Origin of the sequence: Amycolatopsis sp. lyj-84 (genome assembly GCF_046549075.1) — a bacterium.
Lineage (GTDB): Bacteria > Actinomycetota > Actinomycetes > Mycobacteriales > Pseudonocardiaceae > Amycolatopsis.
Genome location: NZ_JAJPWO010000005.1, coordinates 296,172 through 322,965 on the forward strand (window position 1 = coordinate 296,172; position 26,794 = coordinate 322,965).

The 26,794-nt window shown below is 67.6% G+C and carries 27 protein-coding genes and 1 pseudogene; 20 read left to right on the forward strand and 8 right to left on the reverse strand.

Translation table 11 applies throughout. The features are described from left to right. Positions 1–49: 49 nt before the first annotated feature. The 13 genes and pseudogenes from ACLJRM_RS18325 to ACLJRM_RS18385 all read left to right on the forward strand — a co-directional run bounded on the left by ACLJRM_RS18325 (position 50) and on the right by ACLJRM_RS18385 (position 13,155). Positions 50–484 (forward strand): hypothetical protein, encoded by a 435-nt coding sequence (locus ACLJRM_RS18325; RefSeq protein WP_146044335.1) that lies wholly within the window; start codon positions 50–52, stop codon positions 482–484. 24 nt (positions 485–508) lie between these two features. Next, entirely contained in the window at positions 509–1,165 is a 657-nt protein-coding gene (locus ACLJRM_RS18330) for a DUF6518 family protein (protein WP_410663701.1), read from the forward strand. Between the two features lie 97 nt (positions 1,166–1,262). Continuing rightward, complete coding sequence (locus ACLJRM_RS18335; protein ID WP_410663702.1) at positions 1,263–2,078, forward strand: serine hydrolase; 816 nt, start codon at positions 1,263–1,265, stop codon at positions 2,076–2,078. A 123-nt stretch (positions 2,079–2,201) separates the two neighbouring features. Further along, positions 2,202–2,614: pseudogene (locus ACLJRM_RS18340) on the forward strand (carboxymuconolactone decarboxylase family protein). A gap of 51 nt (positions 2,615–2,665) precedes the next feature. Further along, positions 2,666–3,004: a PadR family transcriptional regulator gene (locus ACLJRM_RS18345; RefSeq protein ID WP_410663703.1), complete on the forward strand. Its 339-nt coding sequence runs from the start codon at positions 2,666–2,668 to the stop codon at positions 3,002–3,004. Further along, on the forward strand, positions 3,001–3,669 hold the full coding sequence (locus ACLJRM_RS18350) for a hypothetical protein (protein WP_410663704.1): 669 nt from the start codon (positions 3,001–3,003) through the stop codon (positions 3,667–3,669). The genes ACLJRM_RS18345 and ACLJRM_RS18350 overlap by 4 nt, the downstream gene beginning before the upstream one ends. After that, positions 3,666–3,953 carry a hypothetical protein gene (locus ACLJRM_RS18355; protein WP_410663705.1) on the forward strand — a complete coding sequence of 96 codons (288 nt, stop codon included), beginning with the start codon at positions 3,666–3,668 and terminating at the stop codon, positions 3,951–3,953. The genes ACLJRM_RS18350 and ACLJRM_RS18355 overlap by 4 nt, the downstream gene beginning before the upstream one ends. Before the next feature lie 730 nt (positions 3,954–4,683). Continuing rightward, positions 4,684–5,952 carry an aspartate kinase gene (locus ACLJRM_RS18360; RefSeq protein WP_410663706.1) on the forward strand — a complete coding sequence of 423 codons (1,269 nt, stop codon included), beginning with the start codon at positions 4,684–4,686 and terminating at the stop codon, positions 5,950–5,952. Continuing rightward, positions 5,949–10,013, forward strand: a complete 4,065-nt coding sequence (locus tag ACLJRM_RS18365) for a Pls/PosA family non-ribosomal peptide synthetase (protein WP_410663707.1) — start codon at positions 5,949–5,951, stop codon at positions 10,011–10,013. The genes ACLJRM_RS18360 and ACLJRM_RS18365 overlap by 4 nt, the downstream gene beginning before the upstream one ends. Beyond that, positions 10,010–11,383 (forward strand): aspartate aminotransferase family protein, encoded by a 1,374-nt coding sequence (locus ACLJRM_RS18370; RefSeq protein ID WP_410663708.1) that lies wholly within the window; start codon positions 10,010–10,012, stop codon positions 11,381–11,383. The genes ACLJRM_RS18365 and ACLJRM_RS18370 overlap by 4 nt, the downstream gene beginning before the upstream one ends. 155 nt (positions 11,384–11,538) lie before the next feature. Next, positions 11,539–12,336 carry a type I methionyl aminopeptidase gene (map, locus tag ACLJRM_RS18375; protein WP_410663709.1) on the forward strand — a complete coding sequence of 266 codons (798 nt, stop codon included), beginning with the start codon at positions 11,539–11,541 and terminating at the stop codon, positions 12,334–12,336. A gap of 141 nt (positions 12,337–12,477) precedes the next feature. Continuing rightward, the gene (locus tag ACLJRM_RS18380) at positions 12,478–12,828 is read left to right on the forward strand and encodes a beta/gamma crystallin domain-containing protein (RefSeq protein WP_101607924.1); all 351 of its coding nucleotides are present in this window, start codon (positions 12,478–12,480) and stop codon (positions 12,826–12,828) included. A gap of 177 nt (positions 12,829–13,005) precedes the next feature. Continuing rightward, a complete protein-coding gene (locus tag ACLJRM_RS18385; RefSeq protein WP_168214325.1) occupies positions 13,006–13,155 on the forward strand; it encodes a hypothetical protein in 150 nt (49 codons plus the stop codon). Positions 13,156–13,162: 7 nt separating this feature from the next. Here ACLJRM_RS18385 and ACLJRM_RS18390 read toward each other — a convergent pair whose 3' ends face one another. Then, a complete protein-coding gene (locus ACLJRM_RS18390; protein ID WP_101607923.1) occupies positions 13,163–13,834 on the reverse strand; it encodes a hypothetical protein in 672 nt (223 codons plus the stop codon). 264 nt (positions 13,835–14,098) lie between these two features. Between ACLJRM_RS18390 and ACLJRM_RS18395 the strand changes: the two genes are divergently transcribed. Beyond that, a complete protein-coding gene (locus ACLJRM_RS18395) occupies positions 14,099–14,464 on the forward strand; it encodes an ArsR/SmtB family transcription factor (protein ID WP_410663710.1) in 366 nt (121 codons plus the stop codon). 375 nt (positions 14,465–14,839) lie between these two features. Here the strand turns inward: ACLJRM_RS18395 and ACLJRM_RS18400 are convergent, their stop codons facing one another. Next, positions 14,840–15,796 carry a helix-turn-helix domain-containing protein gene (locus ACLJRM_RS18400; RefSeq protein WP_410663711.1) on the reverse strand — a complete coding sequence of 319 codons (957 nt, stop codon included), beginning with the start codon at positions 15,794–15,796 and terminating at the stop codon, positions 14,840–14,842. A gap of 119 nt (positions 15,797–15,915) precedes the next feature. Here ACLJRM_RS18400 and ACLJRM_RS18405 point away from each other — a divergent pair, with 119 nt between their 5' ends. Both ACLJRM_RS18405 and ACLJRM_RS18410 read left to right on the forward strand, forming a co-directional pair. Continuing rightward, complete coding sequence (locus ACLJRM_RS18405; protein WP_410663712.1) at positions 15,916–16,515, forward strand: isochorismatase family protein; 600 nt, start codon at positions 15,916–15,918, stop codon at positions 16,513–16,515. An 85-nt stretch (positions 16,516–16,600) separates the two neighbouring features. Then, positions 16,601–18,340 carry a pyruvate dehydrogenase gene (locus ACLJRM_RS18410; protein WP_410663713.1) on the forward strand — a complete coding sequence of 580 codons (1,740 nt, stop codon included), beginning with the start codon at positions 16,601–16,603 and terminating at the stop codon, positions 18,338–18,340. Between the two features lie 9 nt (positions 18,341–18,349). On the opposite strand, the gene ACLJRM_RS18415 is transcribed toward ACLJRM_RS18410, so the two are convergent. Both ACLJRM_RS18415 and ACLJRM_RS18420 read right to left on the reverse strand, forming a co-directional pair. Then, positions 18,350–19,567, reverse strand: coding sequence for an epoxide hydrolase family protein (locus tag ACLJRM_RS18415; RefSeq protein WP_410663714.1), 1,218 nt, complete (start codon positions 19,565–19,567; stop codon positions 18,350–18,352). 17 nt (positions 19,568–19,584) lie between these two features. Next, positions 19,585–20,037, reverse strand: a complete 453-nt coding sequence (locus ACLJRM_RS18420; protein ID WP_410663715.1) for a nuclear transport factor 2 family protein — start codon at positions 20,035–20,037, stop codon at positions 19,585–19,587. Between the two features lie 165 nt (positions 20,038–20,202). Here ACLJRM_RS18420 and ACLJRM_RS18425 point away from each other — a divergent pair, with 165 nt between their 5' ends. Beyond that, positions 20,203–21,180, forward strand: coding sequence for a quinone oxidoreductase family protein (locus ACLJRM_RS18425; protein ID WP_410663716.1), 978 nt, complete (start codon positions 20,203–20,205; stop codon positions 21,178–21,180). Between the two features lie 9 nt (positions 21,181–21,189). Continuing rightward, complete coding sequence (locus ACLJRM_RS18430) at positions 21,190–21,783, forward strand: TetR/AcrR family transcriptional regulator (protein ID WP_410663717.1); 594 nt, start codon at positions 21,190–21,192, stop codon at positions 21,781–21,783. A gap of 493 nt (positions 21,784–22,276) precedes the next feature. Here the strand turns inward: ACLJRM_RS18430 and ACLJRM_RS18435 are convergent, their stop codons facing one another. Further along, a complete protein-coding gene (locus tag ACLJRM_RS18435) occupies positions 22,277–22,915 on the reverse strand; it encodes a CGNR zinc finger domain-containing protein (protein WP_101607913.1) in 639 nt (212 codons plus the stop codon). 90 nt (positions 22,916–23,005) lie between these two features. Between ACLJRM_RS18435 and ACLJRM_RS18440 the strand changes: the two genes are divergently transcribed. Further along, complete coding sequence (locus ACLJRM_RS18440; RefSeq protein ID WP_410663718.1) at positions 23,006–23,791, forward strand: MBL fold metallo-hydrolase; 786 nt, start codon at positions 23,006–23,008, stop codon at positions 23,789–23,791. A 120-nt stretch (positions 23,792–23,911) separates the two neighbouring features. On the opposite strand, the gene ACLJRM_RS18445 is transcribed toward ACLJRM_RS18440, so the two are convergent. Both ACLJRM_RS18445 and ACLJRM_RS18450 read right to left on the reverse strand, forming a co-directional pair. Beyond that, positions 23,912–24,757 (reverse strand): NmrA family NAD(P)-binding protein, encoded by an 846-nt coding sequence (locus ACLJRM_RS18445; RefSeq protein WP_410663719.1) that lies wholly within the window; start codon positions 24,755–24,757, stop codon positions 23,912–23,914. Continuing rightward, complete coding sequence (locus ACLJRM_RS18450) at positions 24,754–25,179, reverse strand: nuclear transport factor 2 family protein (protein WP_410663720.1); 426 nt, start codon at positions 25,177–25,179, stop codon at positions 24,754–24,756. Before ACLJRM_RS18450 ends, ACLJRM_RS18445 begins: the two co-directional genes overlap by 4 nt. Positions 25,180–25,265: 86 nt before the next feature. Here ACLJRM_RS18450 and ACLJRM_RS18455 point away from each other — a divergent pair, with 86 nt between their 5' ends. Beyond that, positions 25,266–25,874 (forward strand): TetR/AcrR family transcriptional regulator, encoded by a 609-nt coding sequence (locus ACLJRM_RS18455; protein WP_101607910.1) that lies wholly within the window; start codon positions 25,266–25,268, stop codon positions 25,872–25,874. 68 nt (positions 25,875–25,942) lie between these two features. Here the strand turns inward: ACLJRM_RS18455 and ACLJRM_RS18460 are convergent, their stop codons facing one another. Beyond that, positions 25,943–26,536, reverse strand: coding sequence for a class I SAM-dependent methyltransferase (locus ACLJRM_RS18460; RefSeq protein ID WP_410663721.1), 594 nt, complete (start codon positions 26,534–26,536; stop codon positions 25,943–25,945). Positions 26,537–26,794 lie beyond the last annotated feature (258 nt).

The following is a 26,794-nucleotide window of genomic DNA, read 5'->3' on the forward strand; positions in this document are numbered from 1 at the left end:
GATATCCTGGCTCGTCGGTACATCCACTGAGACATGGATGGAGCTCACCGTGAAGAACGCGTTCCGCGGTACGGTCACCTCGCTTGCCGCAACCCTTCTGTTGCTCGGAAGCTCAGTAACGGCTTCGGCGACCGTGGAGGACGTGCCGCCTGAGGGCTCGGACTACTACATCTGGAACTGCACCTATCTCGAGTTCTGCTATTTCAAGCACTACGGCGCCCGGCACGAAAACGGAGGCTGGGGCCGGGGGTTCCTCGAGAACGGCTTCTACAACATCGGCGCTGACGGTTACGGCGACCAGACCTCCTCCATCTGGAATCGATCCGGCGTGCAGGTGTGGGGGTACGACTGGCACCAGTCCAACCAGTGCTGGAAGGAGATCTGGGTTTCTCCCAACGGCAACTGGGGCGATCTCGATCCCAAGGTCGACAACCTCACCGATGCCATCAGCGTCGGCGGCAAGGTCAACGGCGACATCTGCTGACCGCAGGCAGGGAGGGGGGAGCCTATGTCATCACATTCGACTGATCAGGCGGAGACCATCGCTCGGCGCTATGTTCCAGGAGCGGCAGAGCTGCTGATCAGCGTCGCGGGCGTAGTTTCCGGCGCGTTCGCGTCCGTCGCCTACTACACGGACCTGCGGGTGTTGGCGCACAGTTTCGTCATCTGGATCGTCTTGGTGAGCCTCGTGACCACACGGCGCTCGTCTCGGCAGGCAGTGGTACGAGCGATCATCGCGCTCCTGTCCGCCGTGCTTGCCTTCTACCTGGGCAAGAATGTCGTGTACGGCATCAAGTACCCCGATGCTCCGCCTTATGGGATCGATCTGCCGACCGTCGGCACCTGGTGTGTTCTCGCCGTCGTCGCGGGTGTCTTACTGGGAATGGGTTTCCGTCACATCGGTGACCCCGGCTGGCCGGGAGCGCTCGCCACGGCAGGCGCTGCCGGACTGGTGCTCGCCGACGCCTACCGCAAGGGTGGCTTCGTCGTCTCGGACAGGCCGCTCTTGCCGGTCGTGAGTGCGCTCGCTGCCGCGGGCCTCCTGCTTCTCGGCGGCAGGACTCGCGGTCAACTCGGCAAAGCATTGGCACTGCTCGTTCCGCTGACCTTGATCGGGTACGGCATCGTCTCCGCACCGGACCTGATCGAAGAGATGCTGCTGTAAGTGACCGTCGTCACTGTCGACCAAGTCGTGGCAACCTCCGGCACCTCGGAACGCCTTCCTCCTCAGGAAGGACCGATTTCCGAAAACTGGGGAACACATGAAGAGATTTTCCGTAATCCTGACCGCGATGCTGGCCGTGGTCGCGTTGACCTCCGCCGCACCCGCCGGCGCGACCACCCGCTTCGACAGGGAGCTCCAGACGCGCATCGCCAAGGCCCAGGCCTATGCCGACAGCAGGCCCGGTGACACCGGGATCGTCCTCCGGGACCGGTGGACCGGTGCCGTCTACCGGAGCGCGGCCGCCGGGACCCTGATCTGGGCCTGTTCCACCCCGAAGCTCGCCATGGTCGTCGACCTGTTGCTGCGCAACGACTCCGGGGCGGTCCAGCTGACCGTCGAAGACCGGGACCTGATGCACCGGATGCTCAACTCCAGCGACGACGCCGCCGCGCACACCCTGTGGACCCGGTACGGCGGGGAGGCCGAGTTCGCCAAGCGGTTCCCGTCCTACGGCATGACCGACATGCGGTTCACCGACCAGCATCCGCATCACTGGGGCTGGATCCTCACCACCGCGAACGACCTCGACCGGCTGGTCAACTACGTCCTGACGAAGCTGCCCCGGCAGCACCGCGACTACATCGTCCGCGAGATGCGCACCGTCGATGTCAACCAGCAGTGGGGAGTCTGGGGTGCGGGCCCGGCCGCGCGGCCGGGGAACAAGGACGGTTGGTCCGACGACAACGACGACGGCTCCTGGATCATGAACTCGGTCGGCTTCGTCGGACCGCACGAGCGATACACCCTCGCCCTGATGAACAACACCAAGGTCATCCAGAACGGCTTCGAAACCGGCATGGAGACCACCACCAAGATCAGCGAAATCCTGTTCAAGGGGTATTTCAGGAACTGATCGCGTCCACATCGGACCCGGACCATGCTCGGCGGTCCGGGTCCGCGCGGTCGGCCTGACTCACATCTCGCCGGGCTGTGTCGTCGGTTGGGCAGAACACCACCACGACACAAGGAGATCGTCATGAACGCCCGGCTCGACTACTTCGGCAACCCCGTCGGCGGAAAGTTCCTGAAGGGCATCATCTCGGCAGGGAAGGGCTGCTCGACTCGTCTTTGCCGGTCACCGTCCAGGAGCTGGTCCGGATGCGTGCGAGCCAGATCAACGGTTGCGCCGTCTGCCTGGACATGCACACCAAGGAGGCCGCCGCCGCGGGCGAATCGGCCGTGCGGATCAACCTGGTCGCGGCTTGGCGGGAGGCGACGGTCTTCACCGACGCCGAGCACTTCGACGACGACCAGCTCGCCGCACGCGAGCCCGATCAGCTGGCGCCGCTCGCTCACGATCGCGCTCAGGCCCGGGTCGAGTGTCTCGGATTTCGCCTCCTGGTCGCGAGTGCTGTCCCGGGTACGACGAGAGACCGCCGCCGAATGTGAGGCCCCCATGGCTCTCTTGAACTCTACCTAGCCCCTAGGTAGAGTTAGAGTATGGCTGGAAATCGGTCCGGGCCCCGGATGACGCTCCCGACGCAGTTGGTGCTCCGCGTGCTGCTGGACGACCCGTCGCAGGAGCGTTACGGCCTGGAGATCTCGTCGTCGGCAGGCCTGGCGAGCGGGACGATCCATCCGATTCTGGCGCGGCTGGAAAGCCTCGGCTGGCTGGAGAGCCGCTGGGAAGAGGTCGATCCGAAGACGGAAGGACGACCGCGTCGCCGGTATTACCGTCTCAGTCCTGACGGTGTCGCGCTCGCGGGGGCCGCGCTCGCCAGGACTTCGGCGACCGCGCTCGGCCGCCTCCGGCCCGGACTTGCGGGAGGTGCTTCATGACCTCCGCCAGTCGATCCGCCCGGCGCGTCGCCAACGCGCTCTTGAAGCTGAAGAACCAGTACCCGTGGTGGTACCCGGAGCGCGACTACCTTCGAGAGAACCTGGTTTCCCAAGCCAACTCGATCAGCCGATATGGCTTCGCCGCCGACATCGAGCGCGCCGATGCGCTGATGTTCACCGAAGCGGCGACCTCATACCTCGACAGCGAGATCGAGGCGATGACCGGCAGAGAGGTCTTTTCGGACTATGTACGGGCCCTTCACCGGGTCCGGACGCTCGTGCAAGATCTGGAGGCCGCGCTGGGGCCCGCCCCGACGCCGAACTATGGAACATGGTCCGCCGGGGAGCTCACGGCCAAGCACATGTCCAGCGGCGGCGCCGAAGTGGCGATGGTCAGCGCGGAACTCTCCGGCGACCGGCCGAGTCCCCTTGCCTGGCGCGCCGATCCCGCGGCCCCCGGCCCGGCATGCCAGCGGCTGGTGGCGTTGGCCGCGCGCATACTGCCGGAAAGCCATCGCCTGCGGTACGCCGAGGAGTTCCGTGCCGATCTCCGGGAGGTGCCTCGCCGCGAGAGGCTCGGCCACGCGCTTCGCCTTGTCGCCTGCGCCTGGGAACTGCGACGCAACCTTACTCTTTCCGCCGCGCGGGCCGAGGAGCGCCGATGAGCGGAAAACGCCCACCCGAGCCCGCCACTCCGGGAACGGCGCTGCTCCGGCACATCGTGGACGACGGCGAACGCACCCGAAGAATGGCGGTCCTGCTCATCGTCGGCGCCCTCGCCTTGACCATGAGCGTCGGCACCCTCGCCCTGATGATCTGGTTTGCGGGAATGCCGGTGACCGTCGCCATGGGCGCGGCCGCGCTGGTGGCCGGTTCGGTCAGGCATCTGCGATCCGGCGGCAAGACGAAGCGTTCGGCGGAACAGCATGATGAGGCCAATCCCGCCTGAGATGCCGAGTTTGTCGTAGGCGGCGTCGGAAAACCTTTGCTTTGGCGTGAAACCGGTTCTCGGCAAGCTCGAATTCGGGTGATCCCGGGCCGACCGTGCCTTATCCTTCGATAAGTCCCATTGACGGCATTTGTTATCACCGGACCGAATTTCGCCATGGTTTGCGAGACGCTGACCGTGCGACCGGGAACAAAATTGCGGCCCGGTTCGGCGATGTCCACGAGCGCAACTCGACCCGCATTATGGGATTCCGTGGCCCGGCAGGTGGGCAACGGTCACCTTGACAGATTCTCCTCGCTCGACGGAAGCCTGGTGGATCTCGTACGTTCAGGCGGGTGACGAAATCAGTTTCGTCCTGTCGATCTGCGGTTCACTCGAATTTCGAAGTCGGTCCGACTAATTCATTCATTTGACCTAAGTCCATCGAACTGGGCTGTTTGTAGGCATGTCCTTGCACAATGTCGCCACGTTATGTCCTGCGAACGGGGAAATTCGACCTTTCGTACGGATGGAGGTACCCGGCGAAAGTTTCTCGCACTACTTTCCAAACCTGTCATCCCGGCCCGCGGTGCTGAATCCTGGACTTCGGGGAGTGTCGTCCGGCAGGTACTTCTGCGGCAGTCGTTGCAGTACCCCCACTTCGGATACCTGTATTCGTGGTGGGCTGATCCGGTCACCGCGAGTCGCCCGAATACAAGTCGCTGTCACAGTGACGATCCATTAAAGGAAAATGGTGAATTCTTCCCAAGATCTCGACGTTGGCTTGACCCCACCGTTACCGCAGGCGCGAAGCGAGGGACTGGTCGTCCGAAAATACGGTGGCTCGTCGCTGGCCACACCCGGAATGGTGAGCGAGGTGGCCGCCGAGGTGGCCGCACTCGTCGAAGCGGGGGATCGGGTGGTCCTGGTCGTGTCGGCCATGGGAGACACGACCGACCGGCTGATCGCCTTGGCCGGGGAGTTCGCGGAGCCACCGGCTCCACGGGAACTCGACCAGTTGATGGCGACAGGCGAACAGGTCTCCGCGGCGGTGCTCGCCTTGGCGCTGGCCGAACGCGGGGTCGAGGCCGTGTCGCTGTCCGGTGACCAGGCGGGGATCGAGGTGAGCGGCGAACCGGGAGCGGGAACGATCGTGCGGGTCGATCCCGACAAGATCACCGCACGGCTGCGTGAAGCACAGGTCGTCGTGGTCGCCGGCTTCCAGGGACGTGACGAGAACGGGGAACTGCTGACTCTCGGCAGAGGCGGTTCCGACACCACCGCGGTCGCGCTCGCGGCCGCGCTCGGCGGTTCCGAATGCGAGATCTGCACCGATGTCCACGGTGTCCGCACGGCCGACCCCCGGATCGTGCCGGACACCCGGCCGGTCAGGACGATCTCCTACGACGCCATGGTCGAACTCGCCGGAGTCGGTGCCAGGGTGCTGCATCCCAGATCCGTCGAGCTCGCACGCCGACACGGCGTGGCGGTGCGCGTGACGCATTCTTCGGATCCCGGCCCCTCGACCGTGGTCACGGCGGGGGAATCGTCGCTGGAAGGCACTCCCCGGGTCATCGGCATCGCGCACGAGCGCGACGTGCGGCTGGTCCGGGTCCAGGTTTCGGCCTCCAGCCCGGACCACTACGCCAGGGTGCTCTCGATGCTCGCCCGGTGCGGGGTGAAGCCGGACAACCTGAGCTGGCCCGATCCGGGGGAGCTGCGGTTCACCGTCCGGGGTACGGAGCCGCTCGGACCGCCGATCACCGAACTCGCGATGGAGCTCGACGCCCGTTCCACGGTCTTCGAGGAACTCGGCTCGGTTTCCGTGGTCGGCACGGCGCTGCTGGACCCACCCGGCTGTCTGCCCGAACTGCTGCGGGTCCTCGCCGACCACCGCGTCACCGTCCCGGCGATGACGACCTCGCAATCGCGGCTCACCGCCGTGATCCCGGCCGACGCCGTCGACGCGACCGTCCGCGCTCTGCACGACTCGTTCGGCCTCGCGGAGGACCGGACATGAGCCCGTACGGACAGCCGTCGGGTCTGTTCACGACCGACGGCCTGGTCCTGACGTGCGACGGCCACGAGCAGCAGGTCCGCTGGCGCGCGGGCGAGCGGCTCGAGCAGTTGTACGAGGGACTCTGCGACCGGTTGCACGCCGACGGACTCGGTGATCGCCTCGCGGTGGACGCCGGGAGCACGAAGCTCACCTTCGCCGGGTTGGACGAGCGGGCCAACCGTCTCGCCCGCCATCTGCGAGCACGGGGGGCGCGGCCCGGCGACCGGATCGGGCTCCTGTTCGACGAACCGGTCCATCCTTACGTCGCGATGCTGGCCGTGCTCAAGATCAACGCGGCGTATGTGCCACTGGACGCGGGGTTTCCGGACGACCGGCTGGCCTACATCGTCCGGGACGCCGGCGTCCGGCTGGTGTTGTCGATCTCCGGGCTGCGTGGCCGCTTCGAGCCGGACAGCGTCGATCTGCTGTGTCTCGACGAAGACTCGGACCGGATCGCCGCACTGCCGGGCGACCGGCTCAGCGCGGACGAGAAGGACGTCCCGACGGACGAACTCTGTTACGTCGTCTACACGTCCGGCTCGACAGGGCGCCCCAAAGGCGTGACGATCGACCACGCCGCGATCTGCAACTTCGTCCGCGTCGCCGCCGATGTCTACGGCATCCAGGGCACCGATCGGGTGTACCAGGGCATGACGATCGCGTTCGACTTCTCGGTCGAGGAGATCTGGGTACCGTTGCTGTGCGGCGCGACGCTCGTGCCGAAGCCCGGCGGCACCGGCCTCGTCGGCCACGAACTCCACGAATTCCTGCGGGACAACGAGGTCACCGCGTTGTGCTGTGTCCCGACGCTGCTGGCAAGCCTCGACGAAGACCTGCCGCGGCTGCGTTTTCTCCTCGTTTCCGGTGAGGCCTGTCCCGAAGACCTCGTCCGCCGCTGGTACCGCCCGGACCGGCGATTCCTCAACGTCTACGGTCCGACCGAGGCCACGGTCACCGCGACCTGGGCGGTCCTGCGACCGGACCGGCCGGTGACCATCGGGGTGCCCCTGCCGACCTACTCGGTCGTCATCCTCGATCCGGACGAGCCGGAGGCGCTGGCGGCGGGCGAACTGGGCGAAATCGGTATCGCCGGGATCGGCCTCGCCGGCGGCTACCTGAACCGCTCCGACCTGACCGAGCGCGCGTTCATCCCGGACTTCCTCGGCATCGGGCACAACCCGTCCGGCCGCATCTACCGCACCGGTGACCTGGGCCGGGTCACCCCGGAAGGAGAGATCGAGTACCACGGCCGCGCCGACACGCAGGTGAAGATCCGCGGCTACCGCGTCGAGCTCACGGAGATCGAATCGGTTCTGCTGCAGATCCCCGGAATCGCCCAGGCGGTGGTCGAGACCCACCATCCGGAAGCCGGCAGGACCGAACTGGTCGCCTACTACAGCCTGCGACGCGACAGAGCGGACGTCGACCCCGGAGAGCTGCGTCGTCGGCTGGGGGAACTGCTGCCGGGATACATGGTGCCCGCCTATCTCGAACGGCTCGACCACATTCCCCTGACCCCGGCGGGGAAGGCCGACCGCAAGAACCTCCCGGCACCGAGCAACCCGCGGAGCGCGCCGAGCACCGCGGACTATGTGGCACCGGCCACCGAGACCGAACAGCATCTGGCGGAGGCACTGGGCCGCGTCCTCGGCGTGGAGCGGATCTCGGCGACGGGGCACTTCTTCGACGACTACGGCGCGGACTCGCTGTTGCTGGCCAAGTTCTGCGCGCTGATCCGGGAACGGGGTGACGTCGCGCCGTTGTCGGCGAGGGACGTGTACCTCAACCCCACCGTCCGCGGCCTCGCGGAGTTGGCTCCCAATTCGATGCGGACCACGGTCGCCCGCGCCGAGGAGCCGCGCTGGGCGTCGACCGGGGCCTATGTCCTTTGCGGACTCTTTCAGCTGGTGGCCTTCCTCGCCTACGCCGCCGGTTCGGGCTGGATCCTGGACACGGGATTCGGCTGGGTCAGCGCGGCGACCGGGCTCGTTGACGCGTATACGCGCGCGGTCGGGCTCGGGCTCGTCGTGTTCACCGTCCTCTCCGTGGTGCCGATCCTGGCGAAATGGACGATCGTCGGCCGCTGGAAGCAGGGGGAGATCCCGCTGTGGAGCCCCGGCTATCTGCGTTTCTGGACAGTGAAGACACTGGTCCGGTTCAGCCCGCTGATGCTGTTCACCGGCACGCCGTTGTATTCCTGGTACCTGCGGGCGCTCGGCGCGGACATCGGCAAAGGCGCCGTGATCCTGTCCCGGAATCCGCCGGTCTGCACCGATCTGCTCAGCATCGGCGCCGGGGCCGTCATCCGGAAAGATGCCTTCTTCTCGTGCTACCGAGCGAGGGCGGGCTGGATCCAGACCGGCCGCGTCACCCTCGGCGAGAACGCCTTCGTCGGTGAGATGACCGTGCTCGACATCGGAACCGCGATCGGCGACGACGCCCAGCTCGGCCACTCGTCGTCCCTGAACGCCGGGCAGTCCGTACCCGACGGCGAAACCTGGCACGGCTCGCCCGCCCGTCTCTCCACAGTGGACTACCGGGCGCTCGGCACGGTCGCGCGCGGCGGGTTCAGGCCGTTCGTCTTCTGCGTTTCCAGCCTTCTGCTCCTGCTGCTGGTGACGCTTCCCGCGACACTGGGCGGCACGGATCTGATCGTCGACAGGCTGTTCACGGCGACGGCGGACTTCACCAGCTGGGCCTTCTACCGCGACCAGATCGCCGGTTCGGCGCTGCTGTACTTCGGGGGACTGCTCGCCGGGCTGGCGGTCGTCCTCACGATCCCGCGCCTGCTCAACCGCTTTCTCCGGCCGGACCGGGTCTACCCGATGTACGGCGCGCATTTCGGGATCCATCGGCTGATCGCACGGCTGACGAATCTGCGCGCGTACACCTACCTGTTCGGGGACAGCAGCTACATCGTGTACTACCTGCGGGCACTGGGATACGACCTGTCGAAGATCCAGCAGACCGGGTCCAACTTCGGAGTCGAGGTGAAACACGAGTCGCCGTTCCTCAGCACGGTCGGCACCGGGACGATGGTCTCGGACGGCCTTTCGCAGCTCAACGCGGACTTCTCCGCCTCGTCGTTCCGGCTGCGGCGGACGTCCATCGCGCCACAGGCTTTCCTGGGCAACGAAATCGCCTTCCCGCCGGACGCGCGGGTCGGCCGCAACGTCCTTCTCGCCACCAAGGTCCTCGTTCCCCTGGACGGGCCGGTCCGGGAGAACGTCGGCCTGCTCGGGTCACCCGCTTTCGAGATCCCCCGGAACGTTCGCCGTGACACCGGGTTCGAGCACCTCAGCACGGGAGAGGGCCTGCGCCGGAGCCTGCTGGCGAAGAACCGGCACAACATCGCCACCATCCTCGTCTATCTGCTGGTGCACTGGCTCCACCTGCTCGGTATCACGCTCATCGGGACCGCGGCCAGTGTCGCGCACGACCGGTTCGGCTCGCTCGCGGTCGGCGGCGGCATCGTGGCCTCGCTGGTGTTCTCGGTCGGGTTCCTCATGCTGGCCGAGCTCGCCGTGCAGGGCTTCCGGGCGTTGAGACCGCGGTTCTGCTCGATCTACGATCCGGTCTTCTGGCGGCACGAGCGGTACTGGAAGCTCAGCCCCGCCCGCTACCTCGCGTTGTTCAACGGGACTCCGTTCAAGAACATCCTTTGGCGCTGTCTCGGCGTCCGGATCGGCCGCCGCGTCTTCGACGACGGATGTGCGATCCCGGAACGGTCCCTGGTGAGCATCGGTGACGACTGCGTGCTGAACCTGCACACCGTCCTGCAAGGACATTCGCTGGAGGACGGCACGTTCAAATCCGACCACATCGCCATCGGCGCGGGATGCACGATCGGCACCGGGGCCTTCGTCCACTATGGAGTGACGATGGCGGAAGGGGCGATCGTCGAGGCGGACGCGTTCCTGATGAAGGGCACCACGACCCCGGCACGAACCCGCTGGCACGCCAATCCGGCGGTCGAACTCGACACGGCGGAAGAGATCACCGCGGCAAGGAGGCTGCCATGACCCACACCCCGACGGCGAGACCGGCGCTGGCGCCGCGAGTCGACTGCGACCTGCCGGGACCTCGCTCGGCCGAGTTCCTCGAACACCAGCGACAATGGGAATCCAGCGCGCGGGCCTATCCGCGCAACCTGCCGATCGCGATCGCCGGCGGGGAGGGTGATTACCTGTGGGACATGGACGGGAACGTCTTCATCGACTTCCTGGCCGGTGCGGGAGTGCTCTCCCTGGGGCACAACCATCCCGAGCTGGTGCACGCGGCCACCGAACAGTTGCACGTGCTCACCCACGGCCTGGATTTCCCGACACCCGCCAAACGTGAGTTCGTCGACGCCCAGCTGTCCATGCTGCCACCGGACCTGCGGTCGCGGATGCGGATGCACTTCTGCGGTCCCGGCGGGGCCAACGCCGTGGACGCCGCGATCAAGCTCTGCAAGACCGTGACCGGACGTGGCGACCTGGTGTCCTTCCAGGGCGGGTTCCACGGCTCGAGTCATGCCGCGATGGCGTTGACCGGCCTCGTCGCCCAGAAGCGGCCGATCGCCAACGGCGTGCCAGGTGTGCATTTCTTCCCGTACTCCTACTGCGCCCGCTGCCCGGTGGGGCTCTCGCCGGACAGCTGCGAAACCAACTGCGTGGGCCTGCTGGAGCGGTCCCTGCGCGATCCCAACGGCGGCATTCCCCTCCCTGCCGCGGTGATCCTGGAACTCGTGCAGGGAGAAGGCGGGGTCATCCCGGCCGACCGCGACTTCGTGCGGCGTGTCCGCGCGCTGACCGCGGAGCTGGACATCCCGCTCGTGGTCGACGAGGTGCAGACCGGCTGCGGGCGCACGGGAACGTGGTTCGCGTTCGAGCACTACGACATCGAGCCCGACGTCATCATCGCCTCGAAGGCCCTGAGCGGGATGGGTCTGCCGGTGGCGGTCATCTTCTACGACCAGCGGCTGGACGGCTGGGCGCCCGGTGCGCACACGGGCACCTTCCGGGGGAACCAGGCAGCGTTCGCGGCGGGGACCGCGGCCGTCCACGTCGTCCGGCGCGATGACGTGCTGGGCAACGTCCGGCACCGCGGACGGCAACTCGAAGGACGGCTCGGTGCCCTGCGGGGTCATCCGTGGGTCCGCGAGGTTCGCGGCCTGGGCCTGATGTGGGGGATCGAGCTGGCCGACCCCCGCGACGGCCGCCCGGCGAGCGGCTACGCCCGCGCCGTCCAGGCGTACGCGCTGCGGCGGGGGCTGATCATCGAGCTCGGCGGCCGCGACGACGGCGTGATCCGGCTGATGCCCCCGCTCACCGTGACCGCCGAGGTGATCGAACTCGCCGCCACGATCCTGCTCGACGCCATCGGGCACTGTGAGGAGGCCGTGCGCTGAGGTGAGTGTCCGTGAAGGCCTCCTTGCCTACCTTGAGGGTAGGGAAGGAGGCCTTCACGGACAGTCGTGGCCTGCGACACCGCGACTGGTATTATTATACCGCCAGCTGCTACGGTGGCGGTATAATAATACCAACCCTGTGACGCGAGGTTTCCGTGATCGAACTGAAGACGCCCGCTGAGATCCAGCGCATGCACGTGACCGGGCGTTTCGTCGCCGAGGTGCTCACCGAGGTCGGCGAGCACGCCGCCGTGGGCGTCAACCTCATGGACCTGGAGCACCACGCGCGCGGCATGATCAAACGGCGTGGCGCGGAGTCGTGCTACTGGGACTACGAGCCGTCCTTCGGCAAGGGCCCGTTCCGGAACGTCATCTGCCTGGCGGTCAACGACGCCGTCCTGCACGGCCTGCCCCACGACTACACGCTGCGCGACGGCGACGTGCTCACGGCGGACCTCGCGGTCAAGATCGACGGCTGGGCGGCGGACTCGGCGCGCACGGTCATCGTCGGGACCGCCGCCGATGAGGATCTGCGGATCATCCGTGCCACCGAGGAAGCGCTGGAGGCGGCGATCGAGCAGGCTCGCCCCGGCAACCGCCTCGGTGACATCTCTGCGGCCATCTGGGCGGTCGCCCGCGACTACGGCTATCCCGTCAACACCGAGTTCGGCGGGCACGCCATCGGCCGCGAGATGCACGAGGAGCTCCACGTTCCGAACAAGGGCAAAGCGGGACGCGGGCTGACGCTCAAGCCGGGGCTGACCCTCGCGCTCGAACCGTGGTTCGCCCGCACAACCGACAAGATCGTCTTCGACGACGACGGCTGGACCATCCGCTCGGCCGACGGTTCGCGCACCGCCCACTCCGAGCACACCGTGGCCATCACCGAAGGCGACCCCTTGGTGCTCACCCGGCGAGACCAGGAAGTTCGGTCGTCCACAAAGGATTCTTGAGTCGCTTGCCTGTTCGGGTAGCGTCGTTTCACGGAACAGGCAGCGTCACGGTCTTTCCGTTCCCTGTCGCCGGTCCGTCGATAGCCTTCCTCGGGAACTCGTTCTCCCAGAAGTTCTTCTGAGGAAGGAAATCCAGTCACCATGCGAAAGAGTCTCAAGAGGCTTGCGGTCGTCGGCGCGGCCGCCCTTGGCCTGGTCGTCGCGGTTCCGGCGAGCCCCGCCTTCGCCATCAGCGAGGTCGGCTGTGGCAACAGGGACGACTTCGTGAAGCTGGACATCTCGTTCGGCAACGGGATGGGCACCAACAAGTGCTTCGCCAACGGCGGCGTCACGGGCACGAACATCGGTGGTGTCTACAACATCTACTCGGGCAACAACAAGGCGACGGTCAACTACGAACGCAACGGCCGGTACGAGTCGACGACCCTCGGGTACTGGCAGGGCGTCGGCTTCCCCGGCACTGTCAGGGTGTACGAAGTGCGCATCTGGTGACGACAGGCTGAGTCTGCGACATGGCCAGGGCCGGGCGGTGGACACCGTCCGGCCCTGCGTTCGCGTATGGACCCCTCCTCGGAAATCGGCGAAAAAGCCGAATACGGCCCGTCACTGACGGTGCGGCCGTTAGAGTGAGCAGTCGCCGTAGTCGTCACCCTTGAGGAGTAGCAGGCCATGATCGCCGAGAGCGCGCATCAGCAGAGCGTGACCTTCCCGCAGGAAGCGACGCCGATCTTCGATCTGGTCGCGAAGATGGTGTTGCGGAAGCAGGCCGAAGGCGAGCGTGACCTCGAGCTCGAAGCCGGTCTCGCGACCTCGGCTTAGGCTGAGGTCAATCGGCCGTCGTACCCGAGGCGTCGAGGTGGACACGGAGGTCGGCGGCGGTGCGGCGGGCGTGGGCAAGGCCGTCGAGGATCCACTCCGGGGGTTGCCTTTCGTTGGTCGCGATCCGCTCGTAGGCGGCGACCAGCCTTTCCGCGATCTTCAGCCGGGTGTCCGCACTCGCCGACTCGTACCCGGTCTCGTCTTGCCCTGAAGGCATCGTGACGAGGGCGAGGTGTCCGGACGGCGGGGGAGTCGCTCCCGCCGCGGCTTGGGTGGCCGGGCCGGGATCGTCGGGCTCCTGTTCCGGGATCGGCAGCCGCCGGATCTGGAAGGACGTCTGTCCAGTGTGTTCCGGCACGCCGACGCGCCGGGAGTCCTGCGAGGGGAACGGGTCCGCCCGAAACCGCGCGACCGTGGGCCAGTACCGGGCACGGGTGGACTGCGGTGTCGCTCCGTCGAGCGTGTTCGCGATCTCCGGCCAGGTCTTCCCGTCGAGCCTGGCCGCCACCACGGCCGCGTCGAGGACCTGCTGAGCCATCCCGATCAGGCCGGATCGGTCCCGCGTGTCCTGGCCTGGCCGGGCGGCGCTCACGGCGAGGTCCGCCAGCTCGGCGGCCCGGGCCGCGAGCACCAGATGAGCCCTGGTGGCCGGGGTGGAGCCGGAGCGATGCGTGGTCACCGGCCGCTCCTCGCGCCGATGTCGTGCCGTCGGGGCGTCGACAAGAGGCTCGCGGGATCCCGCATGCCGTGGCTCACAGGCGTTCTCACCTTCTCTGGATTGTGCAGACTTGCATAAGTATGCAATTTACGGATGTCATGCCCTGATCGGGTGTGGTCGGGGCGGTTCCGCGCGGGGTGTTGTTCGGCCGGCGGCGTGGTCGGGCACGATCGGTGTCATGCGGACGGCCGGATCGACCCTTCTCCATGCGGCGGAGGGATACCGATGAGCAAACCCCTGTATCAGGTGAAGGCGGAATTCTTCAAAACGCTGGGCCATCCCGTTCGGATCCGGGTGCTCGAACTACTCAGCGAGCGAGACCATCACGTCTCCGAACTGCTCGCCGACCTCGGCATCGAACCGGCCAACCTGTCCCAGCAGCTCGCGGTGCTGCGCCGGGCCAGACTGGTGGTGCCGCGCAAGGACGGCACGACCGTGTCCTACTCCCTGACCAGTCCGTCGGTGGCAGAACTCCTCGCCGTCGCGCGCGGAATCCTGACCAGCGTCATCACCGGCCAAATGGAATTGCTCGACGATCTGCAGAATTCCGCCAGCCTTCCCGGCGATCCGAATTCGCCCGAAAAGGGATAGGGAATCACGCGGGCCGACCTTGCGAGCCATTGTCGGCTTCGGCGTGTCGCTCTTTCCGTTCGGAATTGTTCTCATCGCTGGGGAGGAGCGCACTGTTCCCGGAGGTCGCCCTTCTCGTCTCGTCGACCACCGAGTCGAAGATGGGGGTCCCGCACAGCTCCACATGGTCCTCCGTGATTGCGCAGTCGTCGTGCTCGGTCATCTTGCCCTGGAGTGGTTCTTCGATCCAGCTCCACCGGACAATGCACTCGATAGAGCTCACCCTGGCGGGTGAGCTATTCGTTCAAGTGAAAATCAAGTGCGGGACAGGGCGTTTCCGGGCGCCCGGTTTACGGAAACAGTAATTCCGTTTCCGCCCGGCGCGGGAAAAGGATTTCACCCGCCGCCGGCGAACTCGACCCGGTAGCGGGTCGGTGTGGTACCCAGCGCCGCGGCGAAGTGCTCCCGGAGCCGGGCTGACGTGCCGAAACCGGACTGCGCGGCGACGGCGTCGACGCCGAGCGCGGTCGTTTCCAGCAGGTGCCGGGCTCGCGCGAGGCGTTGCGCGACAAGCCAGTTGTGGACGGTGGTCCCGGTCCTGGCGCGGAAGGCGCGGGTGAAGGTGCTCCGGCTCATATGCGCCTGGGCGGCGAGCCTGTCGATGCTCTGCGGGGTGTCCAAATGGGCCTGCGCCCAGCTCATGACCTGGGTGAGGGGGTCTTCGTCCGGCGCGGGCACGGGAAGTTCGATGAACTGGGCCTGGCCGCCGGGGCGGTGTGGCGCGGCGACGATGCGGCGCGCGACGCGGTTGGCGACGACCTGGCCCGCCGTGCGGGCGAGCAGGTGGAGGCAGGTGTCGATTCCGGCGGTCGCGCCCGCGCCGGTCACGACGTCACCTTCGTCCACGTACAGCTCTTCGGGGCGCAGTTCCACCGATGGGAAGCGCCGCCGGAACGTTTCGACCCATTTCCAGTGGGTGGTCGCGGCTCGCCCGTCGAGGATGCCGGCGTCCGCGAGGGCGAAGACTCCCAAGCAGAGCCCGACGACAAGCGCTCCACGTTCGTGCGCGGCACGCAGTGCGGTGGACACGGGTGAGGGTGTCGGTGTTTCCGGGTCGGACCACCACGGCACGACGACCATGTCGGCCTTGGCGAGCGCGTCGAGACCGGCGGGAACTTCGATCGCGTAGCCGGCGCTCGTGGTGAGGCGGCCCGGCCGCACCGCGACGACCGTGAGCGGCCACGGCTCCATGTCGCCCGCCGGGGATTCCGGTCCCCAGACCAGTGATGGCACGGCGAGATGGAACGGGCTGATCCCCTCGAACGCGAGGACGGCCACCTTCGGAGCGCTCATCGATCCCTTCCTCGTGAACGTCGGCCGATCCCGACCAGAGCTGACCCGAATCCGTATCTCAATACGTGATCGGGTCAGCGATCATGGTAGCCGTACCCACGGAAAGCGAAGGAAGCACGATGACCAGCACCACTCTCCGCGAAATCAGCACCCTGCCGACGACCCCCGCCGCGCTTTCGGACGCGACGGTGATCCTCGTCGACTACCAGAACACCTACACGCGCGGCGTGATGGAGCTCGACGGCTGGGAGGCCGCGCTCGACGAGGCCGCCACTCTGCTGGCCCGCGCACGGGCCGAGGGCGCGACGGTCGTTCATGTCATGCACGACGGCGGCGAAGGCAGTCCGTACGACCTCCAGCAGGACATCGGCCGGATCCACGAACGCGTCGCCCCCGCCCCGGGCGAGGAGGTCGTGGTGAAGACCGCGCCGAATTCGTTCGTCGGCACCCGGCTGGGTGAGCTGGTCGACGCCGCCGGGCATCAGGACGTCGTCGTGGCCGGATTCATGACCCACATGTGCGTGACGTTCACGGCGGAGGGCGCGTTCCTGCGCGGAAACACCCCGACCGTGGTCGCCGCCGCCTGCGCGACGCGCGCGCTCCCGTCCGTCACCGGACCGGTGACCGCCGCGGAGCAGCATCGTGCCGCTCTCGCGACGATCGGTGATCTCTACGCCGTCGTCGTTACGACTTCCGCGGAGCTCAGCGGCGGTAGGTGACCCCGCCGTGTTCAGAACCTGCGAGGCGCGGCTGTCACGTGGATCATGAACGTAGTCCCACCGCCGGAGTATCGAAGGGGTCGTGATGGCCAAGCCCAACGTCGCCGAGCAGTTCGTCCAAGTCCTGGTCCAAGCCGGGGTGGAACGGATCTACGGCGTGGTCGGGGACAGCCTGAACCCCGTCGTCGACGCCATCCGCCGCACACCGGGGATCGAGTGGGTCCACGTGCGCAACGAGGAGGCGGGCGCGTTCGCCGCGGCCGCCGAGGCCCAGCTGACCGGACGGCTCGCGGTGTGCGCCGGCAGCTGCGGCCCCGGCAACACCCACCTGGTGCAGGGGCTCTACGACGCGCACCGCACCGGTGCGCCGGTGCTCGCGCTCGCTTCGCACATCCCGTCCGGTCAGATCGGCACCGGGTTCTTCCAGGAGACCCATCCCGAACGGCTGTTCGTCGATTGCAGCGGTTACTGCGAGCAGATCAGCCAGCCCGGTCAGATGCCCAGGTTGCTGCGTATCGCGATGCAGCACGCACTGGCCCGGGGCGAGGTGTCGGTGCTGGTGCTGCCTGGCGACGTCGCGCAACTCGAGGCCGCTTCGCCCACCGGGAACGGCAAGCCGGTCACCGAGCGCGGGACCGTCATGCCGCCCGAGTCCCAGGTGACGCGGCTGGCCGAGCTGATCAACGAGGCGGAAACCGTCACCGTGTTCGCGGGTGCCGGGGTGCGCGGCGCGCACGCGGAGGTGATGGAGTTCGCGGAGACGGTCCAGGCCCCGGTCGGCCACAGCCTGCGCGGCAAGGAATGGATCCAGTACGACAATCCGTACGACGTCGGAATGAGCGGTCTGCTCGGCTACGGCGCCTGCTACCGGGCCATGCAGGACGCGGATCTGCTACTTCTGCTGGGCACCGATTTTCCTTACGACTCGTTCCTGCCCCAGGCCCGGACCGTGCAGGTCGATCACGACGCGACCCGGCTGGGCAGGCGCACCCCGCTGGAGCTGGCCGTGCACGGCGACGTGCGGGAGACCCTTCGCGCGGTACTGCCGCTCCTGCGGCGCAAAACCGACCGGGCGTTCCTGGACCGCATGCTGCGCGACCACTGCAAATCACTGGAAAACGTCGTCGACGCCTACACCCGTAACGTGGAACGGCACGTGCCCATCCACCCGGAGTTCGCCGCCGACCTCCTGGACGAGCTGGCCGCGGACGACGCGATCTTCACCGTCGACACCGGCATGTGCAACGTGTGGGCCGCCCGGTATCTCACCCCCAACGGACGCCGCCGGGTCATCGGGTCGTTCCTGCACGGCACCATGGCCAACGCGCTGCCACACGCCATCGGGGCGCAGTTCGCCTATCCGGGACGGCAGGTCGTGTCGATGTCCGGTGACGGTGGACTGGGCATGCTGCTCGGCGAACTGCTCACCGTCGCCTTGCACGACCTGCCGGTCAAGATCATCACGTTCAACAACTCTTCGCTGGGCATGGTCAAACTGGAGATGCTGGTCGACGGCCTGCCCGACTATCAGACCGATCACCGCCCGGTCGACTTCGCCGCCATCGCCCGCGGCGCCGGACTCCGCTCCGAGCGGGTGACCGACCCGACCCGGCTGCGCGCTGCCCTCAAGGAAGCGCTGAGCCACGACGGTCCCGCGCTGGTCGACGTCGTGACCGACGCGAACGCCCTGTCCGTCCCGCCGCACATCACCGCCGGTCAGCTCGGCGGATTCGCTTTGGCCGCGAGCAAAGTCGTCCTCGAGGGCGGTGTCGGCCGGATGATCGACCTCGCCCGCGCCAACCTCCGCAACATCCCCCGTCCCTGATCACCGGCCTCAGCGCAGCGGCCGGAACGTGGCGCGCAGGTCGCCGATCCACGCCTCCGGGTTCTCCCACGGTCCGAAGTGGCCACCTTTTTCGTGGACGTTCACCGCGCGAACATCGGCATAGAAGTGGCCTGCCCCCTTCTTGAACGCGGCGACGCGCTGATCGCGGTCGTGGGCTCCGGGCGGCGCGGCGTCACCGAGGTGGAAGGTGAACCCGGTCGGCGCCTCGACCGCCGGGGTCCGGTCGTGCGACGGCTGCCAGGGGTGGCGGTTGACGTTCTTGTAAGCACGGATCGACGAACCGATGGCCTGGTTGACCCAATAGATCGTCGCGTTGGTGAGGATGTGATCCATCGGGTAGGAGTCCTCGAAAACCCCGTTCTGGTCGCTCCACTTCTTCCAGCGCTTCAGGATCCAGGCGAGCATCCCGACCGGGGAGTCGTTCAGGCCGTGCGTGATCGTCTGCGCGTCGAGCATGTGCGTCGCGACGTGGGACACGTAGGTGTCGACGAAGTTGACCATGTCGGCACGCGGACCCGGGGGCAGCTGGTCGATCGGCGCGCCACCGGTGAGGTCCCAGTGCCGGTCGCCTTGGAAGATCGAGAGCAGCATCTCGTTGCCGAGGTGCAGACCATGGAGCGAGCCGGCGTACTTGTGGCCGAGCTGTGCCCCGACCAGCGCGCCGTAGTCGGCCGCGCCGACCCCGAACCGCTGATGGCCGAGCACGCCGGTCATCAGCGTGTGGAACCGGTCGGCCATGCTGACGAAGTTCTCCTTGCCGTTGGTCAGCGGGGTGGAGAACGCGAATCCGGGCAGCGACGGGACGATGACGTCGAAGGCGTCCGCCGGGTCGCCGCCGTGGGCCGCCGGGTCGGCGAGCGGGCGGATGACCTTGCTCCAGTCCCAGAAGGTCCACGGCCAGCCGTGCATGAGCAGCAGCGGAATCGGCGCGGGCCCCTTGCCCGGCTCGCGGATGAAGTGCACCGGCGTGCCGCCGACGTCGACGCGATGGTGGGCATAGCCGTTCAGCCGGGCTTCGACGGCCCGCCAGTCGAAACCGTCGGCCCAGTACTCCACGATCGGCTTGAGGTAGGCGGTACTCAGCCCGAAGGCCTCGTCTTCGTTGTCGAGATCGGGCGCGAACCGGGTCGCCTTGAGCCGCGACCGGAGGTCGTCGAGGACGTCCTGCTCGACGTGGATGACGAACGGTTCGAGGGAGTCGGTCATGGTCTTTTCTCCTGAGGTCAGTAGGTCCAGTCCAGGCGGAGCCTGGTGATGCGGAGGTCTGCGATGAGCCAGCTCCCCGCAGACCGGGTGAAGCGCACCCGGTAGTGGCCGTAGCCGTGCATTCCGGTGGGTTCGCCGTCGGAACGCACGCTCGGCGAGGTGGTGACGAGGTCCTCCATGGCCCAGACGGCGGTGGCCGAATCTTCCGACTCGACGTCGACCTCGCTGGAGAAGAGGTGATGCACCAGCACGGAATCCGGGTGGTTGCGCGTTTTGAGACCGGCGGCGATTTCGTCGCGGCCCGTCATCCGCGCCTGAGGTGATCCGTCCACTGTGGAGGCGGCGAAGGGGGCGTCGGGCGTGAACAGCGCCGCGAGTTCGTCCCATCGATGGTGGTCGGCGTTGTAGACGTAGCGGGCCATCACGCGCCGTATGTCCTCCACCGCCACCAATCGGGCGAGGTCGTCCATCGATTCCCTTTCAGTCGGCCGAACTTGCCTGGCTCAACCGAGAATGCAGAAGAGGAAATGTACCGGCAAGTACACTCCTTGCCGGTGAAGTTTGTACTTGCCGGTACATTTTTCCGGACCTACGTTGGCGTCGACACCCGAGTTCCGACCCGAAAGAAGTCCCTGATGCACGCGATCCACATCCGTGAGTACGGCGGCCCGGAAGTCATGACCTGGACCGAGTTCCCGGATCCGGTGCCTGCCGCCGGTGAGGTGGGCGTGCGATTGAGGATGGCCGGGGTGAACTTCATGGACACCGGTGCTCGCAAGATGCCGTTGCCCACCTGGTCGGTGCCGACGGTGCTGGGTGTAGAAGGAATGGGAGTCGTCACAGAGCTGGGGGCGGGCGTCGAAGACTTCGCCGTCGGCGACCGGGTCGCCTGGCGCTATCACAAGGGCAGCTACGCCGAGCGGCTCGCCATCCCGGCCGAGGCCCTGGTGCGCGTGCCGGACGACATCGACGACGAGACCGCCGCCGCTGTGCTGATGCAGGGGTTGACCGCGAACCATTTCACGACGGAGACGTACGCGATCAAACCCGGGGACGTCGCCGTGGTGCACTCCGCGGCGGGCGGTGTGGGCTTGATGCTGACCCAGCTGATCAAGGCGCGGGGTGGCACCGTCATCGGCCTGGTGTCACGCGAGGAGAAGGTTTCGGTGGCGAAGAACGCCGGCGCGGATCGGGTTCTCGTGTCCGCCGGTGGCGGCTTCGAGGACCGGATCCTCGAGCTGACCGGCGGCGAAGGGGCGCAGGTGGTTTACGACGGCGGCGGTGCGGCGACGTTCCGCTCGTCACAACTGGCGCTACGCCGCCACGGGGTGCACGCCTACTTCGGTGTGGTGAACGGCAATCCCACCTTCCGTCCCGCCGAGCTGCCGAACAGCATCCTCCTGTCCTATCCGTCGGTCGTCGATCACGTGCCCACCCGTGAGGCGCTGGTGCGACGGGCGGGCGAGCTCTTCGGGTTCATCCGGAGCGGACAGGTGACGCCGAGGATCGGCGGCCGCTACGCCCTCGCCGATGCCGCCCAGGCCCACCGCGACCTCGAGTCCCGCCGCACCTCGGGAAAGCTGCTGCTCGCGTCCGCGACAATGGATCGATAGGAGGTCCTGGTGCTCACGAAGAAAGGTGCCGCGACGCGGCAGCGGATCATCGAGGCCGCGTCGGACGAGATCCGCGAGAGCGGCGTGGGAGCGGCGACCCTCGACGACATCTGCTGTCGCAGCGGCACGGGCAAGAGTCAGCTCTTCCACTACTTCCCGGAGGGCAAGGAACAACTGCTGATGGCCGTGGCCGAGTGGGAGGCCGGTCAGGTGATCGAGGACCAGCAGCCCTACCTGGGGCAGTTGACCTCGTGGGACGCGTGGCGCCAGTGGCGTGACGTGGTGGTCGAGCGCTACCGGCGGCAAGGGGTGCACTGCCCGCTCGGCGTGCTGATCACCGAGATCGGCAGGCATACGCCCGCCGCGCAGGCGGTCACCCGGCAGTTGCTCGAACAGTGGCAGCGCCAGGTCGAGGTGGGTATCGAGAACATGCGGGAGAGCGGCTCGATCAGCCGTGACATCGATCCGGTCCGCGCGTCGGCCGCGTTGATCGCCGCGATTCAGGGCGGGGTGACGATCCTGATGTCCACCGGAACCGCGGACCACCTCGAGGCGGCGCTCGATCTGTACCTGGACTATCTCCGTATTGGTGCACTCGTTTGAGGGGTAAGTCAAATGTGGCGTGCTCGGCAGCCCTGCGTGAGGCCGACTGTGTGGATTTTGGGACGTTAGATGACCAGAAATCCACACAGTCCAGCGTGGCCGATCCGGTTCGCGGTGACCGGAGACGGGCAAACGTGTCGTGTTCGCGGGCGGGTCGTGCCGGGCTGAAGGCTCTCTTCGCCGCGTCCGATGCGGTGAAGAGAGCCTTCAGTGTCGCGGAAGCAGACCGGCCGCACCCCTTACTGTCCACACAGGACACTTCCAGGCGGGTAAATGTCTGATTGATGACGATATGTACGCTTTGCAAGCGGGTCCGCGAGTGGCAATGCGGGTTATTGAGGGGTAGGGCAAAGGTGGCGTTGTGGCTGAATCCAAGGTGAGCGAGGGCGTGACTCGCGTGATCAGACGCCGAACTCCCTGATCGCCGCCCGATCCCGCCCGAACACGACACGTTCGACCTTCCCCTCAATAACCCTCTTTACCACTCACGAGTTCAGACCGGCTCGTGTTGGGAGCGCCGGGCGTAGGCGCGGGCGGCGCGGGCCCGGTCACCGCAGCGCACGGAACACCACTGCCGTCGTCCGTTGCGCAGGAAGAACCGGGTGCACGGAGCCGATCCGCAGGCGGCGATCCGCTCGGCGTCCGGGCCGGTGAGCAGGTCCGCGGCGTTGGCGGCGAGCGTCGCCAGCGCGTGCTCGACGATCTGGGTGACCGGATGCGGCGCGATGCGATGCAGCCCGTGGACCGGATCCCAGCGCAGCAGTTCCGCTGTCGGGGCCTTGCTCAGCGCGTCGTTGACGGCGTTGAGCGCGCTCTGCGGGGCCGGATCCGAGCAGGACTTCGAGGCGAGCAGGACGCGCACCTGTTCGCGCAGCGAGCGGACCAGGCCCGCGCACATCTCCTGCAGACCGGCGTCGACCGGGGCGAGTCCGTGTTCGACGAGCCAGTCCGTCGCGAGGGCCGGGTTGCCTAGGAGGTCGGTGAACTGGCCGCCGGGCAGCGCGATCGCGGTGTTGGCGAGGGCCAGCGCGACGTACTGCTCGGCGCCCGGCGCGGGCGGCAGGGCGGCGGTGTCGAGATCGGTACCGGCGTTGTCGTGCACGTCCTCATGGTAGGCGCCGGGTTCAACCATGAGAAAGCCTCACGGAAAAGGTTGCACTCTTCCGTGAGAACTGGCTAGTGTTCCTCACGGAAATAAGGATAACTATCCGTGAGGTGGATGATGACAGTCGGCACGAACCAGATCAGCGACCAGCTCTCCGTCCAGGTCTTCGGCGGGCCGACCGCCTTGATCGACTACGGCGGCCTGCGGCTCCTGACCGATCCGACCTTCGACGAGCCCGGCCACTACGGGAGGCCCGACGGGAGACCCGGCCTGACCAAGACGGCACCGCCTTCGGTGAGCCCGGCGGACCTCGGCCGCGTCGACGCCGTCCTGCTGTCTCACGACGAGCACCCCGACAACCTCGACAACTCCGGCCGGGAACTACTGGCAGGCGTGCCGCTGACACTCACCACACCCAGTGGTGCGGGCAGGCTGGGCGGCACCGCGAAGGGCCTGGGGACCTGGGAGACGGTCGAGCTGACCCGCCCAGGCGGAGGAACGGTGACCGTGACCGCCGCGCCCGCGCTCCACGGTCCGGAAGGCGCGGAGAAGGTGACCGGCGACGTCGTCGGCTTCGTGCTCACCGCCCAGGATCTTCCGACGGTCTACGTCAGCGGCGACAACGCCTCGCTCGACGCCGTCCGCCAGGTCGCCGACCGGTTCGGCCCGGTCGACGCCGCCGTGCTCTTCGCCGGAGCCCCGCGACTGAAGCCGGTCCTCGACGGCGCGCTGCTCGTCCTCGACAGTGCCCTCGCCGCCGAAGCGACGCGGATCCTCGGCGCCCGCGTCGTCGTCCCCGTCCACATCGACAGCTGGGAGCACTTCACCGAAGGCCGTGACGACCTGGTGGCCGCGTTCACCGCGGCGGGCTTGGCCGACCGACTCCATCCCGGAGGGCTGTGAACAGCCGCTCGAGGCGCGAGCTGGCGGTGGGCCGTGTCGTGGTCAACGGCGAGGACCGAAGACGACCAGGTCGAGATTACGCAGGGTCTCGAACCGGAACTGCTGATCGTCCTCCGAACATCAGCTGCTGCATCGCATCTCCCTCTCGACGAGGGCCTGGAAGGTGTACGGGGGTCGGCCGGTGAGCCGCTGGACGGTGTCGGTGATGCGGTCCTCCGCCCCTTCGGCGATGGCACGGTCCATGCCGGCCAGGATGGCGGCGAACTCCACCGGCACCTCCGCTGTGAGGCGATCGCGCATCTGCTCGTAGGACAGACGGCGGTGGACGACGGGCCGGCCGGTGACCTCGGTGATGATCGTGGCGATGTCGTCGTGGCCGAGTGCCTCGGGTCCGGTCAGGACGAGATCGGTGTTGGGGGCCTGCTCGTCGGTCAGCGCGCGGACGGCGACGGCCGCGATGTCCTCTGCGTCGACGAAGCCGACGCGGCCGTTCTCGGTGGCGGTCCAGATGACGCCCTCGTCGCGGATGCTGCGGGCATGCGCGTGCGAGCCGGTGAAGTTCTGCATGAACCACGAAGGCCGCAGTACCGCCCACTGTTCGAAGAGATCGGGCAGGACCTGGTGCACCGTCCCCACCGCCGGGCCGCCCTCGGGGATGGCCGAGGAGCTGAGCAGCACCGCGCGGTGCACACCAGCGGTGCGGGCCTGCCGGAGGAAGGGCAGCATGACCGCTCCGGGATCGGCGTCACCGAGGGGCGGTACGAGGTAGAGGCGGTCGACTCCGTCGAGGGCTGCGAGGTGGGTAGCGGAGTCGTACCAGTCGAAGCCGACCGGTACGGCACCGGGAACCGGCGTGGTGCGCCGGCTGGCCGCCCGGACGCGGTGGCCGTCCGCGACCAGTTTCGCCGTGGTGCGGCTGCCGGTGGTACCGGTGGCGCCGATGACCAGGGTGGACTTGGTGGTCATCGGGTGGTTCCCGCGAAGTCGACGCCGGGTTCCAGGACGGCCAGCGGGTTCCAGTAGTCGCGGTAGGAGGTGAAGCGTCCGCCCTGGGCGGTCACGACGGCGATGTAGGTCATGTCGAAGGGATTTCCGGTCTGCTTCAGGCGCCCGATCGCGCGCATCTCGACCACGATGGTTTCCGGATCGGTCGTCTGGTGAATTTCCAGGTGGGGGAACTCGCGCAGTTCGATGTGATCGGGGTAGTCGCGCATGTAGGCGGCGATGGCCGCCCGGTCCGCCAGTCGTTCGGGCCAGCCCTCGGGGGCGAAGGGGAATTCCATCGTGCCGTCCACGGCCCACAGGTCGATCCAGCCGGGAATGTTCCCGGCCAGCATCAGCTGCAGGCCGTGGCGGAAAAGCTCTGCCGGAGAAACGTACTCGGACACGGGTACCCTCCCTCTCATAAAATGCGGACTCAAGGTCCACTACAAGATAGCGGACCGGCGGTCCGCTTTGCAAAGGGAGGACGTGCGTGGCCGAACGCAAACCCCGCAAGGATGCGGTGCGCAACCGCGCGGCCGTGCTGGCGGCCGCCGACGCCCTCTTCGAGGACAGGGCCAGCCCCGAGGACATCACCATGGCCGATATCGCGGCCGCTGCCGGCGTCGGCAAGGGGACGCTCTTCCGCGCCTTCGGTGATCGGACCGGGCTCATTCGCGCCCTGTACGCGGCCCGGGCCGAACCGGTCATGGCCGCCGCCGAGGCGGGCCCGCCGCCGCTGGGGCCGGACACTCCATCCCGTGAGCGCATCGTCGCCCTGCTCGACGCGCTGCTCTGCTTCAAACTCGACAACCGCCCGCTCGCGCTGGCCCTGGAGGAAGGCGGGAGCAGCAGCCCGTACCGCGCCGAGCACTACGAGCGGTGGCACAGCCTGCTCCGAGCCGTGCTGGAGCAGATCCCCGGCCTGACTGACGGCGACTTCGCCGCCCATGCCCTGCTCGCCGCCACACGAGCCGACCTTGTCGAGCACCTGAACGGAGAATCGCGTATTCCGCGGGAAGAAATGCGGGCACAGTTGGCGAACTTCGTCACCAGAGTCCTGGCCTCCGGCCCGCTGCAAGTCTCGACCGCCGAGGCGTGATCGAGGGATCGGGCGAATCCTTGACAGCGCCGCTTCCTCGACCGGCACGGCGCCTGACCGGACCTGGCCTACCGGCGCCGAGTCGCGCGCACGACGACGTCATGGAGCGGGGCGTCTCGTCCAGGAAGGATGCGTTGGCCCTCCTCGGCAGTGACAACCTCCCAGGCCGCCTCGTCCAGCCGCGCCGTGATCGCCGCGGCGGTGGCCGACGCCTCGGCGGGCGGATGGTGACCGTGACCGTGGCCGCCGTGAGTATGGAGGTGCCCGACGATCAGCAGCGTCCCGCCGGGCGCGACCCACTCCGCGACGCGGTCGTAGAACTCCAGCTGCGGCATCGCCGGATGCGCGTAGTGCGTGGTCACCAGGTCGAACCGCATGCCCGGATCCCAGGTGCTCAGGTCCGCCTCGATCCACCGCAGCCGCTCGGGCGTGCCACGTTCGGCGGCGCGGGCCAGCACCGCCGACGAGATGTCGGCGGCGGTCACCTCCCACCCCCGTGAAGCGAGCCAGATCGCTTCGGCGCCCTCACCGCAGCCCGCGTCCAACGCCGTACCAGGCACCAGCTCGCCGACCTCGCGGACGAGATGCGGATTCGGTGGGCTGCCTGCGCCGTCCCGCTGCCAGTGCTCTTCCCAGTACTCCTTGTCGAACCCGTGCGTCATCGGTCGATCCTCTCCGGTCGTCTCCGGCGATGGTGACGACCGTGAAGGCAAGATGGCAAATCTTGTTGCCGAATGGCAAAATGGACGGATGGCCGAGGCACTGGATCGCACGCTCGACGCCGTCGGGACGAGGTTGAAGCACCTGCGTCAGCGCCACGACATCACCCTCGCCGACCTCGCCGGGGCGCCCGATCGCCTGCGGTGACGGATCGACCATCCTGCCGCTGACCCGCCGACCGGGCGGTATCCAGGCTTACA

Excerpts from the sequence above, each read along its gene's own strand:
- ACLJRM_RS18460 (WP_410663721.1), bottom strand. The coding sequence starts at position 26,536 with ATGACGCACGGGTTCGACAAGGAGTACTGGGAAGAGCACTGGCAGCGG.
- ACLJRM_RS18380 (WP_101607924.1), top strand. The coding sequence starts at position 12,478 with ATGCGAAAGAGTCTCAAGAGGCTTGCGGTCGTCGGCGCGGCCGCCCTT.
- ACLJRM_RS18395 (WP_410663710.1), top strand. The coding sequence starts at position 14,099 with ATGAGCAAACCCCTGTATCAGGTGAAGGCGGAATTCTTCAAAACGCTG.
- ACLJRM_RS18370 (WP_410663708.1), top strand. The coding sequence starts at position 10,010 with ATGACCCACACCCCGACGGCGAGACCGGCGCTGGCGCCGCGAGTCGAC.
- ACLJRM_RS18425 (WP_410663716.1), top strand. The coding sequence starts at position 20,203 with ATGCACGCGATCCACATCCGTGAGTACGGCGGCCCGGAAGTCATGACC.
- ACLJRM_RS18335 (WP_410663702.1), top strand. The coding sequence starts at position 1,263 with ATGAAGAGATTTTCCGTAATCCTGACCGCGATGCTGGCCGTGGTCGCG.
- ACLJRM_RS18400 (WP_410663711.1), bottom strand. The coding sequence starts at position 15,796 with ATGAGCGCTCCGAAGGTGGCCGTCCTCGCGTTCGAGGGGATCAGCCCG.
- ACLJRM_RS18435 (WP_101607913.1), bottom strand. The coding sequence starts at position 22,915 with ATGGTTGAACCCGGCGCCTACCATGAGGACGTGCACGACAACGCCGGT.
- ACLJRM_RS18350 (WP_410663704.1), top strand. The coding sequence starts at position 3,001 with ATGACCTCCGCCAGTCGATCCGCCCGGCGCGTCGCCAACGCGCTCTTG.
- ACLJRM_RS18420 (WP_410663715.1), bottom strand. The coding sequence starts at position 20,037 with ATGGACGACCTCGCCCGATTGGTGGCGGTGGAGGACATACGGCGCGTG.
- ACLJRM_RS18355 (WP_410663705.1), top strand. The coding sequence starts at position 3,666 with ATGAGCGGAAAACGCCCACCCGAGCCCGCCACTCCGGGAACGGCGCTG.
- ACLJRM_RS18440 (WP_410663718.1), top strand. The coding sequence starts at position 23,006 with ATGACAGTCGGCACGAACCAGATCAGCGACCAGCTCTCCGTCCAGGTC.
- ACLJRM_RS18445 (WP_410663719.1), bottom strand. The coding sequence starts at position 24,757 with ATGACCACCAAGTCCACCCTGGTCATCGGCGCCACCGGTACCACCGGC.
- ACLJRM_RS18405 (WP_410663712.1), top strand. The coding sequence starts at position 15,916 with ATGACCAGCACCACTCTCCGCGAAATCAGCACCCTGCCGACGACCCCC.
- ACLJRM_RS18365 (WP_410663707.1), top strand. The coding sequence starts at position 5,949 with ATGAGCCCGTACGGACAGCCGTCGGGTCTGTTCACGACCGACGGCCTG.
- ACLJRM_RS18415 (WP_410663714.1), bottom strand. The coding sequence starts at position 19,567 with ATGACCGACTCCCTCGAACCGTTCGTCATCCACGTCGAGCAGGACGTC.
- ACLJRM_RS18330 (WP_410663701.1), top strand. The coding sequence starts at position 509 with ATGTCATCACATTCGACTGATCAGGCGGAGACCATCGCTCGGCGCTAT.
- ACLJRM_RS18345 (WP_410663703.1), top strand. The coding sequence starts at position 2,666 with ATGGCTGGAAATCGGTCCGGGCCCCGGATGACGCTCCCGACGCAGTTG.
- ACLJRM_RS18410 (WP_410663713.1), top strand. The coding sequence starts at position 16,601 with ATGGCCAAGCCCAACGTCGCCGAGCAGTTCGTCCAAGTCCTGGTCCAA.
- ACLJRM_RS18360 (WP_410663706.1), top strand. The coding sequence starts at position 4,684 with ATGGTGAATTCTTCCCAAGATCTCGACGTTGGCTTGACCCCACCGTTA.
- ACLJRM_RS18385 (WP_168214325.1), top strand. The coding sequence starts at position 13,006 with ATGATCGCCGAGAGCGCGCATCAGCAGAGCGTGACCTTCCCGCAGGAA.